This window comes from Pseudochryseolinea flava, assembly GCF_003286915.1.
Lineage (GTDB): Bacteria > Bacteroidota > Bacteroidia > Cytophagales > Cyclobacteriaceae > Ohtaekwangia > Ohtaekwangia flava.
The window spans coordinates 1-15,658 of record NZ_QMFY01000018.1 but is presented as its reverse complement, the minus strand read 5'-3'; the positions used below and the strand labels follow the sequence as shown (position 1 = coordinate 15,658).

Below are 15,658 nucleotides of genomic sequence, written 5' to 3'. Positions count from 1 at the left end.
TGGATAAAAATCAATACTCGTTCTTACCGTCTAAGTCATCGATTAGCAAGCTCTTCGTTTTATTCAATATATCATTGAAGAAACTTTTCGATGCAGCAACGGGCTGCTTTTTCACTTTGGCAGTACGTACTACCTCACGTGCCTCCTTGTAGCGATCTTCTCTTTCGTCTAGTGAGCGGAATCCCGACAACACCAGCCCTACTGCTGTAGCATACATCGGGCTCTTCACTGCTTCGATCTTGCTTTTGCCAAGGTGTTCGTTCGGGTAACCGATACGGGTATCCATACCAGTCATATATTCAACAAGTTGTTTCAAGTTAGCAAGTTGCGCACCGCCACCTGTGATCACGATACCACCGGCAAGTCTGTTTTCAAAACCAGAGCTGATGATTTCGGCGTGCGCCATCTCTACAATTTCTTCCATTCTCGCCTGGATGATGTTCGAAAGATTTTTTACGCTGATCTCTTTCGCAGCACGGTTACGGATTCCGGGGATCGATACGATCTCATTTGGAGATGCTTCTTCTGCGATGGCTTTTCCAAAACGCGTCTTCAACTGTTCAGCTTGCTGCGGCAACACCATCAAACCTTGCTTGATATCATTTGTTACAATATTACCACCGAAAGGGATAACTGCAGTATGACGAATGATATTATCGTAAAAAATTGCGATGTCTGTTGTACCGCCACCGATATCAATGAGACAAACACCTGCCTCTTTCTCTTCATCGTTCAACACGGCTAGGCTAGACGCCAACGGCTCCAGAATCAAGTCGTCAATTTCCAAACCACCACGTCGAATACATTTGTTGATGTTGTTGATCGCATTAGTTTGCGCCGTGATTATATGGAAGTCAGCTTCCAATCTAACACCTGACATTCCCACCGGTTCTTTGATACCATCTTCATAATCAACCATGTAGTCTTGCGGCATCACGTGGATGATCTGGCTTCCTGGAGGAACAACCATGCGATACATATCTTGGGTGAGACGTTCTACGTCGTCGATTGTTATCTCGTCTTCTTTGGAGGAACGTGTAATACCACCATGTTGGATAAAGCTGCGAATGTGCTGTCCGGCAATACCAACGTTAACCACGCCAATATCGATACCAGACTGATCACTAGCTTCTTTAATAGCTTTCTCAATGGCATATACAGTCTTGTCAATATTGAAAACGATACCTTTCACTACTCCTTCCGACTCCGCCTTACCCATTCCGAGTACTTCAAGCTTACCGAATTCATTCTTACGGCCGACGATAGCACAGATCTTTGTTGTGCCTATGTCTAACCCGACGACTATTTTTTCATGTTCCATGATGATAACTATTTTTTAGTGGTTGTTGTCTCTTTGTTCACGGTTCACAGTTGACAGTTGACGGTTAATGCATTGCTGTAAACCGTGAACTGTTATCCGTGAACTTACTCTGTTACTATTTGTCCTTCGTATTCCAAGTTCACGCGATCATACTTGTTCCATCCTACCCGTGGAAGGATTTCTTTGTAGTAGATCATCAGTTTCTTAAATTTTAATTCCTGGTTATCAGGCGTTCCGAATTCAATCTGCTCATCTCCTACTTGTGGATAAATGGTGATCTTACATTTCGAATCGATATCGAGTTGTGCGATCTGAGCGCTCCAGAATTCATCTTCGCGGATCGTTTTGATCAGTTGCATCAATTGAACACCTTCTTCACTTACTTTTCCATCGTGCGCTTTCATCACATTATCCTGAAGCAAAAGTTTTCGTGCATAGGCACCGCTAACCAGCACCACACGCGACGTAAACTTGTCTGACACAGGCATTAACGTTCCATCTTCAGCGATATATCCATCAGGCCCATCGTTGCGCACAATACGTGCAACAGGGCGACGAAGTTCCACGCGGGCCACAACATTCCCTTTCAGATCACTATACAACTCAGCGTCGTGAATGAACGGATCTTGCTTAATCTTTTTTTCGATTGACTTAAGATTAACTTTCTCAATGTTTGCACCGCGCAAATTTTCCTGACTCAACTGCATGAGTTCAGAAACATCAGACTCGTCCATGAAATGATTTTCATTTACATTTTCAAGTTTCACGGAAATATCCTTGATGGCCACGGCACCTTGTCTTCGCTCTGTAAAGGCAATAAGCAAGAGCACCGCGATAATGGCCGCACCAATCTTAATTTCCCGCTTCAGGTTAAACTTAAACTTCATACCGTTTTACTAACATTTTTTTAATTGGATCAATAAAGGTGTCGATGTCGCCGGCGCCAATGGTCACCACTACATCAAGGTCTAGGGATTCCAGCTTCTCCATCAGGTTGCCTTTGTTCACCCTGAACTTCGAAGCGCTGGTAACGTCCTTGAAGAGCATATCCGAGTCGACGCCGGGGATCGGTAATTCGCGTGCCGGATAGATATCAAGGAGGAGCAATTCATCTGCAAGACTGAGGCTCTTCGAAAACCCTTCAGCAAAGTCACGTGTTCTGGTGAACAAGTGAGGCTGAAAGATCGCCGTTACCTTACGTCTTGGATACATCGACTTCATCGATTTCAAGAATGCTTCAATCTCTGTAGGATGGTGTGCATAGTCATCGACATAGATCACCTTCTTTCCTTTGAGAATGAATTCAAATCTGCGTTTCACACCTGAGAAAGACTCGAGCGCTTTCTTGATGGTCGCAACAGAAACACCACATTGATGCGCTGCTACCGATGCGGCGATAGCATTTTCAATGTTATGAAAACCAGGGACACCGAGCGTCACATGTTCAACTTTTTCAAATCCATGAAGGTCGAACTCAAAAAATCCGCTACTCGCGGTAATATTGCCGGCAAAAAATCGTCCCCGGCTCATGCTGTAAGTGATTTTGGTTACATGATTAACATTCGCCGCGAGCATATCTGCAAACGCTTCATGAATAATCAATGTACCACCACTATTAATTTGTTTGATGTAATCTTGAAACGACGTAATCACACTTTGATGATCGCCATAAATATCAAGATGATCTGCATCGGCTGAAGTAACGATCGCAATCTCTGGGAATAACCTCAGGAAAGAGCGATCGAATTCATCAGCTTCAACAACCACTAATGTATCGTTTGTTATCTCCCCTTGCATCACAAGGTTCGAATTGTAATTCGTTGTAATCCCACCCAAGAAACCAACCATCGGCTTACCCGCTGTTTTGAGGATATGCGCAACCATCGATGATGTGGTCGTCTTTCCATGCGTACCTGCAACACCAATCGTTTTGTAACCCTTCGTTAAGAGGCCTAGTACTTCAGATCGCTTTAAGATCGTGTACGCTTGCTCTTTAAGGAAAGCATGCTCCTGGTGATCTTTCGGAATAGCAGGCGTGAAGATAACGAGGGTTCTATCTTTTTGAGATTTTACTTCAGCAGGAATGGCATCAACGCTGTCAATGTAGTGGATGTTCATCCCTTCTTGCTCTAAGGCTGAGGTCAATGCCGTCGCAGTCTTATCGTAGCCCGACACCTTGAGTCCTTTTTTCATGAACCAACGTGCCAGCGCACTCATACCAATGCCACCGATCCCGAGGAAGTAAATGTTATCGTAGTGTTCAATCTTCACGCTTGACGTGTTCTTTTGAGTTCCAGTTTATTTATGTGCGTCGATAAAAATTTGCTCATGCTTGAATCATTTTTTCAATTTCAACCACAATGTCCTGCGTCGCGTTTGGCTTGGCAAGCAATGTGATTTGCTCACGTAATTTTTTCGCGCGTTGATCATCGAATAACAATGTCAACGCTTCGTCCACAAGCACATCTTGCGCATCTTTATCGGCTACCATAAGCGCAGCATTTTTATTCACCAGCGCCATGGCATTTTTCGTTTGATGATCTTCCGCCACATTCGGAGAAGGTACCAGTATCGCAGGCTTCCCAGCAATACACAATTCCGAAACGGCAATCGCCCCCGAACGTGAAATCACGACATCAGCAGCTGCGTATGCAAGATCCATCTCGCGAACAAAATCTTGTACACGGATATTTTTTAAATCATACTGACCAAGCTTGGCTTTGTAGGCATCGTAATACCCTTTGCCAGTTTGCCAGATCACCTGGATCTGTGCATCAATCAGTTTGCTTATGCCGGCGATAACACTCTCATTGATGGTACGGGCACCAAGACTTCCGCCGATGATCAGCAAAGTTTTCACGTTACCGTCAAATCCGAAATGTGACAATGCTTGCAACCTTTTCCCTTCTACACTCAAAATGTCTTTTCTCACTGGATTCCCAGTCAAGACAATTTTATCCTTCGGAAAATATTTTTCCATTCCCTCGTAGGCTACACACACTTTGCTCACTTTTCCACCCACCTGTTTATTGGTAAGTCCGGCAAAAGAATTCTGCTCTTGAATCAGTGATGGAACATTTGAACGCGTTGCTGCCATCATGATGGGACCGCTCGCATAGCCACCTGTTCCGATAACGGCATCAGGGCGATAGTTCTTCACAATGCGTGCTGCTTTGAAATAGCTCACGATCACTTTTAATGGGAACATCAGATTAGACCACGTAAGCTTTCGTTGCAATCCGCTGATCCACAACCCAACGATCTTGTATCCGGCTTCCGGTACGCGCGTCATTTCCATTCTGCCTTCTGCTCCTACAAAGAGAATTTCAGCATCTGGGTGACGTTCACGAAAAGCATTCGCAATAGCGATCGCCGGAAAAATATGTCCGCCGGTTCCGCCACCACTTATGATCAATCGATATGGTTGTTTCTTACTCAATTCAATTATGCTGCTTGCGCCGCTACATTTTTATTTCCTTCTTTTCCTTCTGTTGATGTGCTTTGTCCCCACTTCTCATCTTGCTCTCCACGACTCACACTCAAAACAATACCGATAGCAAGACCTGTAAATACCATCGAGGTTCCACCCATTGAAATCAAGGGTAACGGCTGTCCTGTTACGGGACCAAGTCCAACAACAACGCCCATGTTGGTGAACGCCTGACAGACAAAGTCGAAACACAAGCCTGCCGAGAGCAGTCCTCCAAACGCTCGCTCACTATTATAAGCTGCTTTCATTCCACGATGAAGAATCAGCAAATACAATCCGATTAACACAATTGCGCCAATCATTCCGTACTCCTCGATGTAGATCGCGAAAATAAAATCCGCGAAAGGATTCGGAAGGATATTGCGTTGATCGCTGTTACCTGGGCCTTTTCCTGTTAGCCCTCCCGTTGCGACAGCGATGTAACCATGCTTTGATTGAAACTGCGGTTCACCTTCACCTTTGATCGTAAACGCAATCCATTGCTTCACACGACTGATCATCGTACCGCCTCTTACACCAAACGTGAATGCAAGTGACCCAAACAATACACCGACAAAGAATAGCATGGCCAAGTATTTTGTCGGTACGCGACCGATGAACAACAAGATCATGCATGTTAACAGCAGCAAGATCGCTGTCGACATATTTGTTAAAGCGATTAATCCGCAAATCATTCCACACCAGAACAAAATGGGGATCAGTGATTCTTTGATGTCGTCAATATTCTGTTGACGTTTTGAAAGCATGCTCGCCAAGTTTACAATCAAGGCAAGACTAGCAAAGTCTGAAGGCTGAAAACTTACACCGAATAAGCTGATCCATCGTGCCGCACCATTCACGGTTACCCCACCCACAAATGTGTAGAGTAACAACGGAATTGAAAGCAACAATGCGAAACGGGAGATCTTCGAGTAGTATCGATAGTCCACGCGATGCGCGAGCCACATGGCAGCAAGACCAATGAATACGTGTGCCGTATGCGTGATCAAAATCCACTCTGGACTCTTCGAGCGTTTGTACGCCAACGTTCCTACAGAGCTGTACACCACGAGTATGCTGATCGCAGACAACGCGAACACGACTGCCCAAATGACTTTGTCACCTTGCAGATGTTTATCGGCCCATGCTTTTAGCTTTATCATCGGTTTACGCTTCTACTATTTTTTTCAACTCCAACACAGCCTTCCTAAACTGATCTCCACGATCTTCATAGTTCTTAAAGAGATCAAAACTTGCACACGCCGGAGAAAGCAATACAACGTCTCCAGACTTGGCCTCCTCCAGAGCAATCTTCACCAGTTCAGCAACACTTTGCGTTTCACGAATGGTTGGGACAACATCTCCGAAAGCTTTTTTCAACTTTTCGTTATCCTTGCCGAGGCAAATCAGCGCCCTCGCTTTTTTCTTTACTTCATCCTTAATGATGTTGTAATCATTACCTTTATCAACACCACCAGCAATCCACACCAACGGTTTTTCGTAGCTACCCAATGCATACACTACAGAGTCGACATTGGTAGCTTTCGAATCATTTACAAATTCAACGCCTTTAATAGTTGCCACCGATTCGAGTCGGTGTGGCGCGTTAATAAAACTCTTTAATCCTTCACGAATGAGTTCCAATTTTCCGCCTGCGATTTGAACTGCCGATACCGCACACATCGTGTTGATCAGGTTATGTGGACCTTTCAACGTTGTATCTGATTGTTGAATGCTAAATGACTGTTTCAACTGAAAAAACATTTCCGTTCCCTTGCAGTAAACATTCTTCGTCGCATCCGCTTTCAATGTTACCTTCACCTGATGCGGCACCAATGAGCGCTTCTTAATTTCCGCATCGGTATGCACATCGTCTGCATAATAGATGAAGTGTTGTGACTCACGCTGGTTCTTGATGATCTGGAATTTTGAATCAACATAATTTTGCATGTTGTACTCATAACGATCCAAATGATCAGGCGTGATATTTAGCAGTATGGAAATCTCTGGTTTGAATTTCTTCGTACCATCGAGCTGAAAACTACTCATCTCCAGTACATACCAATCAAAATCTTTCTCTACGACCTGGCGCGCCATACTCTGACCAACATTGCCTGCGAGTCCAACATTGAACCCAGCCTGCTTCATGAGGTGGTATGTCAGCAAAGTCGTAGTTGTTTTACCGTTAGTTCCGGTAATGGCAATAACTTTTGCTGATGTGTAGTAAGAAGCAAATTCCAATTCATCGATAACCGTGATACCTGCAGCTTTGATTTTTTTAATGATCTCTGCTTTATCAGGAATGCCAGGGCTTTTTATAATTGTGTTTGCGTTAAGAATTTCAGATTCGGTATGTTTCCCTTCTTCAAAAGGAATTCCGTTGTTCTGCAATTCCGTCTTATACTTATCTTTTAAAACAGCCTGGTCTGATACAAACACATCGAAGCCTTTTGCTTTCGCAAGCAATGCCGCACCAGTTCCGCTCTCCCCTGCTCCTAATATGACGATTCTCTCAGCCATGCCTTATCTAAGTTTCAACGTTGCCAACGTGATGATTGCCAACAAAATTCCAACGATCCAAAAACGCGAGACAATCTTCGCCTCATGAATCTGTTTCTTTTGATAATGGTGATGGAGCGGAGACATCAAGAAGATCCGTCTTCCTTCACCATATTTTTTCTTTGTGTATTTGAAGTACGACACCTGAATGATTACCGATAGGTTTTCAATCACGAATATTCCGCACAACAAAGGCAATAAAAGTTCTTTTCTCACTGCAAGCGCCAACACCGCGATGATACCACCCAGTGTTAAACTTCCAGTATCGCCCATAAACACTTGTGCTGGATATGCATTGTACCACAAGAATCCGAGGCACGCGCCCACGAATGCCGTACAGAAGATCACAAGCTCAGCTAAGTTTGGAATGTACATGATATTCAGATAACTACTGAAGTCAATACGTCCCGAGAGATACGCCAGAATTGCGAGTGACAATCCAATAATCGCTGATGTCCCTGCGGCAAGTCCATCTATTCCGTCCGTGATATTTGCACCGTTAGAGATAAACGTCACAATCAAGATCACCACAACGATATAGATCACCCATGTATACTCTGCCGGAATAAACGGCAGCACCTTGCTATAGTCGAGCTCGTTGTTCTTTAAAAAAGGAACCGTTGTCTTTGTCGACTTCACGTCGTTAAAGTCGATCGCTACCTCATCTTGTTGAAGGTCATTGATCTCAATACTTGCCAACGACGATGGTTTCACCTCGCGTACAACAACGGCATCATTGAAATACAACACCAGACCTACGATTAAACCTAAACCTACTTGGCCGACAATTTTGAATCTACCTGCAAGACCTTCCTTATTCTTTTTGAAAACCTTAATGTAGTCATCAAGGAAGCCAATCAATCCTAGCCAGCAAGTCGCAACGATTAATAAGATAACATAGACGTTATCTAATTTTGCGAAGAGCAATGTAGGAACGAGAATCGCTGCAATGATAATAAGGCCACCCATTGTCGGTGTGCCCTTCTTCTGTATCTGACCTTCCAAACCAAGATCGCGAATATCTTCACCGACCTGTTTTTTACGCAAGTAGTTAATCAAACGCTTTCCGAACATGATGGTAATCAGCAACGAAACGAATGCCGCCATACCTGCACGGAAAGAGATATATTGAAACACCCCGGCTCCAGGTATGTCAAGTTTATCGAGATAGTCAAACAAATAATACAACATACTTAATTTGAAAAGAGGTTTAACATCCTTTCCACAACTTTACGATCATCAAAGGGGTGCTTCACACCTTTTATTTCCTGATAATCTTCGTGTCCTTTTCCGGCTATCAAAACAATATCTCTCTCCTTTGCCATCATACACGCTGTCTTTATAGCTTCTTCACGATCAGCAATGACGAGTGTCTTTCTTGCTTCACTCGGCATTACACCTGTTTGCATTTCTTTGATGATCTCAATAGGATCTTCGTCACGCGGATTATCGGACGTGAGGATTACTTTATCACTAAGCCTGCACGCAATCGACGCCATCAACGGACGTTTTGTTTTATCACGATTACCGCCGCATCCTACGACTGTAATCACTTGTTCATTTCCTGTTCTGAACTGCGCGATCGTATCCAGCACATTTTGTAAAGCGTCAGGCGTATGCGCGTAGTCGACGATAGCAATCACTTTTGAACCTGGTAGCACCAACTCGAATCGTCCGGGGGCTCCTTGTAAGGTCGAAAGTTGCGTAAGCACTTCATCCGAATCTTGTCCCAGCAATACCGCTGCACCGTAAACGCCAAGAAGATTGTAAGCATTGAAGTCGCCGATCATCTTAAACCATACGTTCTTCCCTGCAATCTCCACTTCGAGTCCTTCAATAGAATTGGTTATGATTTTTCCTTTGAAATCAACCATCTTCTTTAACCCGAAAGTATACTTAGTAGCCTTCGTGTTTTGAAGCATCACCATGCCGCGTTTGTCATCCGCGTTCACAATGGCAAAAGCTTCAGAAGGAAGTTCATCGAAGTATTTTTTCTTCGCCTTGATATAATTCTCGAATGTCTTATGATAGTCGAGGTGATCGTGCGTGATGTTTGTAAAGATTGCACCTATAAATTTCAAGCCAGCAATTCTATCCTGGTCAACAGCATGGGAGCTAACTTCCATAAATACGTATGCACATCCTGCATCCACCATCTTTTTTAACAGCTCGTTAAGCTGAATCGGATCAGGTGTGGTGTGCGTGGAAGGGATGACCTTATCGGCTATGCGATTTTCTACCGTCGAAATCAAACCCACTACATAGCCAAGTTTTGTAAACAACTGGTACAGTAGTGTTGCCGTGGTAGTCTTACCGTTCGTACCTGTTACACCCGTCAGTTTCATTTTCTCTGAAGGGTTACCAAAGAAGTTGGCAGCGATAATACCAAGTGCTTGAGCACTGTTCTTCACGGTTACGTAAACTACTTTGTCGTTTATGGCTTCCGGTAACTTCTCACAAACAACAGCTGTTGCGCCAAGGTCAACGGCTTTCGAGATGTAATCATGGCCATCCGAGAGCGTGCCCTTTACAGCCACGAACAATGTTCCTGCAGCTGCCTTACGTGAATCAGAGCATACTCCTTTCACATCAACATTCATGTCACCATAAGTTGATGTGAGCGAAACTTTGTAAAGTATGTCTTTTAATTCTGGCACTTCTATCTTAAGTCAAATTATACCTCTTCTATTTAAGCTGCTGGCTACTCATAATTATCCCAAGCGTAGATAAATTCTATTTCCTTTTCCTACGCGTCCGCCAGGTGTTAGCGATTGTTGCTTCACACGGCCTTTACCTTCGTAAGAAACATGTAGTCCACTTTTTTCCAACAGATACACAGCATCTCTGAACGTCATTCCCGTCACATCCGGCACCAAATCTTTTCCAACTGTCGTCTTCTTCCAATTAACGGCTGCGCCGTTTCGTGATGTCTTCACCCACTCCTCTTCCGTTTGTGAGTGATTTGAAATTCCAAGTTCATTGCACAACATCGTTAACTCCTGCTGATTACCTGCTCTGATCACTGGCAATACTTCATCTTCACCATGCGCAAACTTTCTCACCGCCATCGGCTCATGAAGATCAATATCGCGCGCGTAAATATTATCCGCTATTTCTTTAAACACCGGCGCTGCCACACTGCTACCATATTGATACCAGCCTCTTGGATTTTTGATCAACACAATCGCACTGTATTGAGGGTTGTGCGCTGGAAAATAACCAACGAATGAGGTCAGGTATTTTTTAGTGTAATGGCCATTATCTAAGATCTGCGCTGTCCCTGTTTTTCCAGCGATTCGATAGTGCGTACCCTTGATATTCTGAGCAGTGCCGCGTTCAACAACGCCTTCCAAAAGTGTTTTTAATTTGCCTAATGTCTCGCTTGAGCAAATCTTGCTGTTGATTACTTCGGTCTCAAACTCTTCCTCCTCTTCGTCTGCCTTCCGGATTGATTTCACAATGATCGGCTTCACCATCTTGCCTTCATTCGCTACTGCGTTGTAAAGTGCAAGGGTATGCATCGGCGTAATTTCAAATCCATAGCCATAAGCCATCCACGGTAAGCTGATACCACTCCATCCCTTTTCGCCCGGACGTTTGATCTTCGGCATTGGTTCACCTGCGATTTGCAGTCCGAGTGGTTTCGATAATTTCAGTTTATCAATGTAGTCTACAAACTTCTCGGGGCGTACACCAAAATGTTTATCGACCAGTTTGGCCATCGCCACATTCGAAGAATGTTCAAAGGCTTCCTGCACTGACACTACACCGAGACCATCTTCTTCGTGATCGCGAACCGTGCGATTGTAAAAAGTGTACTCACCATTACCTACGTCGATGCTGTCGTTTAACTCGACGGGGCTATCTTCCAGCAAGGCAATCATGGTTACCAACTTAAAGGTCGAGCCTGGTTCGAAAACCATACCCGCAGCAAAGTTGAACTTCTCATAGAAGTTACCATTACCATCACTACTCAAGTTCGAAATCGCTTTGATCTCTCCGGTGTTCACTTTCATCACCACCACCAAGCCATCATCGGCATTGTGTTTCATCATCGCATTGTGCAACGCAGTTTCCGCTACGTCTTGGAGGTTGATATCCAACGTTGTTTGAATATCAAGACCATCAACAGCTTTCACGTTGTTCGCATCGAATACAGGTTTCCATACGCCACCAGCAATCTTTTGATAGTAGGCGTATCCATCTTGTCCGCCGAGCTGTGCATTGAAACTGTATTCCAATCCGGCACCCTTGTCATTTTCATTGACGAAACCAATGGTACGGCGACTAAGATTTGAGAAGGGCCTGTAACGTACATTCACCTTCTCGAAGATGGCGCCGCCACGAAGTCTACCTTCGCGAAAAATTGGCCACTCCATCATCATTTTCTTATCCTGGTAATCGATCTGTTTCCGACTCAACACCATGTAGCGTTTGCCCGACGACCGCGCATCTGCTAACATCTGCTTATACTCTTTCGCTGACTTATTCTTAAAAAAAGCGGAGAGATTGTTAGCAAGTTTATCAATGCCTTTTTTCCAAACAGTATCGGCAGGGAGTGTCGCATCGAACGCAACTTTATAGAAAGGCAAGTCCGTTGCGAGTAAACTTCCGTTGTCAGAATAAATATTTCCACGCGTCGCTTTCACGCGCTTGTTATCAAAAGAAATGCGCTCACCAATTTTCTCCCACTTGTCACCCTGCACAAATTGTAAATGACCGATTTTCGCAACTACTGCCAATGCAAAAATCAGCATGAACAAAAATGCCACGCGTACTCTTAATAATATGGACTGCTTAATATTCACCTTCTTCTACTTCTATTTTTTCAGGTGGTGTCAAACTTTCTTTTAAACCGAATTCTTTCACTTTTCGCGCTACTTCAGACTGTTTGCTTGAAAACATCAGATCTGATTTCAGCGTAGTGTAATCCGCACGCAGATCCTCTACTTCTTCTTCAATCTTATGAATCTCACGCACTGTTTTTTCAGCGTGGTGAGAGTTGCTGATATAAAGAATTCCCAAGAACAACACGAACAATATCTTTGGTAGATGTTGTACCGGAAACCCTTCTTCGAAGTAGCTTTCCAACTTCAACTTTTTCTCAAGACCAGAAAACATGCTCCCACCTGTCCCGCTCTTCTTTTCAGAAGTCGTTGCCTTCGGTTGACCAATCTTGAACTTGTTCTCTCCCATAATTAGCTTCGAGCTGTGAGCTTCGCGCTCCGCGTTTTAGCTTTACGTTTATTTTTTCTCTTTTACTCTTTCAGCAACGCGAAGTTTTGCGCTTCGCGCTCTGTTGTTTTGTTCGACCTCTTCTTCTGAAGCTTCAATCGGCTTGCGCGTAACCGCCTCAAAAGGTTTGATCTCATTTCCATAAAAGTCCTTCTCTACTTCACCGAAGACTTTACCAGTTCTGATAAAGTTCTTCACCATCCGATCTTCCAGCGAGTGATAGGACATAATCACGAGCCTTCCGCCTTCTTCCATTACTTCAGCACACTGGTGCAAAAAATTTTCAAGTGCGGTCATCTCAGCATTCACTTCAATGCGCAAAGCTTGAAACACCTGTGCGAAGTATTTATTTTCCTTGCCCCGTGGAGCAATGGATTGCAGTGCCAATTTCAAATCCTCTGTACGCGCAAAGGGTTTATTCACGCGCGTCTTTACGATAAGTCCCGCAGCTGTCCGCGCATTTTTTAGTTCACCATACATTCCGAAGATCTTGTGGAGATTTTCTTCTGTGTATGTATTCAAGATATCAGCCGCTGTTTTCGGAGCTTGCTGATCCATGCGCATATCGAGCGGCCCATCATAACGTGTCGAAAATCCTCTTTCGGGAGAATCAATCTGGTGCGACGATATCCCCAGATCTGCCAATATCCCATCGACTTTCGTTACGCCATTCAACTTCAAATACTTTTTCATGTACATGAAATTGGCCTGACAAAATGTTAAAGAACGACTTCCTATTTTTTCACTTTGCTTTCTAGCATCATCATCCTGATCGAAAGCAATCAATCTTCCTTTTCCTTCCTCGAGATGTTTTAAGATCTCTTTACTATGTCCCCCGCCGCCGAATGTTACGTCGACGTAAACTTTTGTTGGCTCGATTTGCAAACCAGCGATGCACTCTTGGAGCATGACAGGTTTATGATATCCACTGGCCTCAACCTTATCTTCTTTTTCTTTTGGCATTTCGGCTTCAAGTTTCAAGCCTCAAGCTGCAAGCCATAAATGCACTGACATTCACTTGCTGCTACTGGCTGTCGCGTCCTATTTTTTCTATGAAACTGGTAATCATTCGCTGCTCCTCGATAATTTCATCAAGAATATCCACTGTACTTTCCCGATTTACCAACTTCAGTCTTTCAACAACAAGGAGTAACGTTTCCAACTCAAACGCCGAACCCAATGATGTTTCGAGATACTTTTTATAATCCTTCTTACGGGTCTTCGCACTGCCTTCTGCAATGTTTAGCACGATTGAAACCGCAGCTCTTGTAGCTTGACTTCTCAATCCGTACTTCTCTTCATCAGGAAGGCTTTTGACCATTCGGTAAGTCTTTTCGACAATAACCATCCCCTTCTGCCAGATGAAAAGCTTCTTATAATTTCTCATACAACAGGACGAAGCAAAAGCGCTTCTCTTAAAAACACAACGGTTTTGTAAACAGCTTGAAACTTGCAGCTTGTAGCTTGAGGCATTCAGCCTCCGCTACTCATTCAAATACTTCTCCGCTAGTTTCGACAACTCACCTGGGTCTTGGATTAGGTGCTTCTCATAGATAGAGGGATTCCAAACCTCAACTTTATTACCCATCCCCACCAGGATCACATCCTTGTCGAGCTGAGCGTAGCCGAGCATATTCTTCGGGATCAGGAAACGGCCCGTGTTGTCCATTTCAACTGTTGCTGTTCCCGAGAAGAAATTCCGCTGGAGTTTGCGGTATTCTTCATTGAATTCACTCAAACCGGAAATTTTTGAGAAGACCTTTTTGAACTCCACCATTGGATAAATAATCAGGCATTGTTCGAATCCACGACGGATAACGAGCTCATCACCACCGCTTTCCGGTAGTTGAGCTTTTATCCGCGAAGGCAGTGCAATTCTGCCCTTGGAATCTAGCTTGGCCTCATATTCACTGGTGAAGAAAGTCATTAGACGTAGTGGTTGCCTTTTTCTCCTAAGCAAACATATTCAAATTTCCTCCACTTTCAACCACTTTACTCCACTTTTTTACATTTTTTCACCCAAATCGCCCCACTTTGCCGTCGAAATGCGGGAAGGTGGTCAAGAATGTGTTGAGGTGTTGAGGTGTTGACGTGTTGAGGTGTTGACGTTGCATGCAAAACCGATTTTATTACTGAATCGTGGTTAGCCGGATTTGATTTCGTCGTGGGAGAAAGTGAAGCTTTTAGAAAGGTCCCGGGGTGTGCCCCTCTCAAGTTCGGGTCGCGCTATCCGCTGTACTCCTCGCCCCAACACACAACCCAACGCTGCTGCGGGGTGCCGCTACTATCGCTCACACATAACAGTTCACAGCTCACAGTTCGCAGTTCACAGTTCACTTAAAACTTTAAACTTTCAACTTTTTACTCACCGGGTGTGCCCCTCTCACGTTCGGGTCGCGCTATCCGCCGTACTCCTCGTCCCAACACACAACCTAACCCTGCTGCGGGGTGCCGCTACTATCGCTCACATAACAGTTCACAGTTCGCAGCTCACAGTTCACAGGTTCACTTTAAAACTTTAAACTTTAAACTTTCAACTTTTTACTCACCGGGTGTGCCCCTCTCAAGTTCGGGTCGCGCTATCCGCTGTACTCCTCGCCCCAACACACAACCCAACCCTGCTGCGGGGTGCCGCTACTATCGCTCACATAACAGTTCGCAGCTCACAGTTCACAGGTTCACTTTAAAACTTTAAACTTTAAAACTTTAAACTTTCATTCACCTGGGTGTGCCCCTCTCAAGTTCGGGTCGCGCTATCCGCTGTACTCCTCGCCCCAACACACAACCCAACGCTGCTGCGGGGTGCCGCTACTATCGCTCACACATAACGGTTCACAGTTCGCAGTTCACGGATAACAGATAACCGACAACACTCATAGGTTGCCTCTGCTATCGCACTCACACATAAAGACCAAAAGTCTGAAAGAAGTGCATTACCGATAACAGATAAGGGCATCTCTAAAAACCTCAGTGAAAAGCGGTAAAGATTTGCGTACTTGCTTTCAAAGTAAGGGAAATGAAAAACAAGGCGAAAGGTCTATTTGACGAACAATTCAGACTGAACAAGTTAACGA

At 44.4% G+C, this 15,658-nt stretch carries 13 protein-coding genes; all 13 read right to left on the bottom strand.

The window, feature by feature from the left end:
* Positions 1 to 10: 10 nt before the first annotated feature.
* The 13 genes from ftsA to mraZ all read right to left on the bottom strand — a co-directional run bounded on the left by ftsA (position 11) and on the right by mraZ (position 14,511).
* On the bottom strand, positions 11 to 1,321 hold the full coding sequence (gene ftsA, locus DQQ10_RS23790; RefSeq protein WP_112749445.1) for a cell division protein FtsA: 1,311 nt from the start codon (positions 1,319 to 1,321) through the stop codon (positions 11 to 13).
* A 104-nt stretch (positions 1,322 to 1,425) separates the two neighbouring features.
* A complete protein-coding gene (locus DQQ10_RS23785; protein ID WP_112749444.1) occupies positions 1,426 to 2,208 on the bottom strand; it encodes a cell division protein FtsQ/DivIB in 783 nt (260 codons plus the stop codon).
* Positions 2,198 to 3,592 carry a UDP-N-acetylmuramate--L-alanine ligase gene (gene murC / locus DQQ10_RS23780; protein WP_112749443.1) on the bottom strand — a complete coding sequence of 465 codons (1,395 nt, stop codon included), beginning with the start codon at positions 3,590 to 3,592 and terminating at the stop codon, positions 2,198 to 2,200. The genes DQQ10_RS23785 and murC overlap by 11 nt, the downstream gene beginning before the upstream one ends.
* A 55-nt stretch (positions 3,593 to 3,647) precedes the next feature.
* On the bottom strand, positions 3,648 to 4,760 hold the full coding sequence (gene murG, locus DQQ10_RS23775) for an undecaprenyldiphospho-muramoylpentapeptide beta-N-acetylglucosaminyltransferase (RefSeq protein ID WP_112749442.1): 1,113 nt from the start codon (positions 4,758 to 4,760) through the stop codon (positions 3,648 to 3,650).
* 5 nt (positions 4,761 to 4,765) lie between these two features.
* A complete protein-coding gene (locus DQQ10_RS23770; protein ID WP_112749441.1) occupies positions 4,766 to 5,953 on the bottom strand; it encodes an FtsW/RodA/SpoVE family cell cycle protein in 1,188 nt (395 codons plus the stop codon).
* 4 nt (positions 5,954 to 5,957) lie between these two features.
* Positions 5,958 to 7,310 carry a UDP-N-acetylmuramoyl-L-alanine--D-glutamate ligase gene (gene murD, locus DQQ10_RS23765; protein ID WP_112749440.1) on the bottom strand — a complete coding sequence of 451 codons (1,353 nt, stop codon included), beginning with the start codon at positions 7,308 to 7,310 and terminating at the stop codon, positions 5,958 to 5,960.
* A 3-nt stretch (positions 7,311 to 7,313) separates the two neighbouring features.
* Positions 7,314 to 8,540 (bottom strand): phospho-N-acetylmuramoyl-pentapeptide-transferase, encoded by a 1,227-nt coding sequence (mraY, locus tag DQQ10_RS23760; RefSeq protein WP_112749439.1) that lies wholly within the window; start codon positions 8,538 to 8,540, stop codon positions 7,314 to 7,316.
* A 2-nt stretch (positions 8,541 to 8,542) separates the two neighbouring features.
* Positions 8,543 to 10,006 carry a UDP-N-acetylmuramoyl-L-alanyl-D-glutamate--2,6-diaminopimelate ligase gene (locus DQQ10_RS23755; RefSeq protein ID WP_112749438.1) on the bottom strand — a complete coding sequence of 488 codons (1,464 nt, stop codon included), beginning with the start codon at positions 10,004 to 10,006 and terminating at the stop codon, positions 8,543 to 8,545.
* A gap of 54 nt (positions 10,007 to 10,060) precedes the next feature.
* On the bottom strand, positions 10,061 to 12,121 hold the full coding sequence (locus DQQ10_RS23750; RefSeq protein WP_317047966.1) for a penicillin-binding protein: 2,061 nt from the start codon (positions 12,119 to 12,121) through the stop codon (positions 10,061 to 10,063).
* Between the two features lie 25 nt (positions 12,122 to 12,146).
* On the bottom strand, positions 12,147 to 12,545 hold the full coding sequence (locus DQQ10_RS23745; RefSeq protein ID WP_112749436.1) for an FtsL-like putative cell division protein: 399 nt from the start codon (positions 12,543 to 12,545) through the stop codon (positions 12,147 to 12,149).
* A 48-nt stretch (positions 12,546 to 12,593) separates the two neighbouring features.
* The gene (rsmH, locus tag DQQ10_RS23740) at positions 12,594 to 13,547 is read right to left on the bottom strand and encodes a 16S rRNA (cytosine(1402)-N(4))-methyltransferase RsmH (protein WP_112749435.1); all 954 of its coding nucleotides are present in this window, start codon (positions 13,545 to 13,547) and stop codon (positions 12,594 to 12,596) included.
* Positions 13,548 to 13,608: 61 nt separating this feature from the next.
* On the bottom strand, positions 13,609 to 13,971 hold the full coding sequence (locus tag DQQ10_RS23735; RefSeq protein WP_112749434.1) for a four helix bundle protein: 363 nt from the start codon (positions 13,969 to 13,971) through the stop codon (positions 13,609 to 13,611).
* Positions 13,972 to 14,067: 96 nt separating this feature from the next.
* Positions 14,068 to 14,511 (bottom strand): division/cell wall cluster transcriptional repressor MraZ, encoded by a 444-nt coding sequence (gene mraZ, locus DQQ10_RS23730; RefSeq protein ID WP_112749433.1) that lies wholly within the window; start codon positions 14,509 to 14,511, stop codon positions 14,068 to 14,070.
* Between the last annotated feature and the right edge of the window lie 1,147 nt (positions 14,512 to 15,658).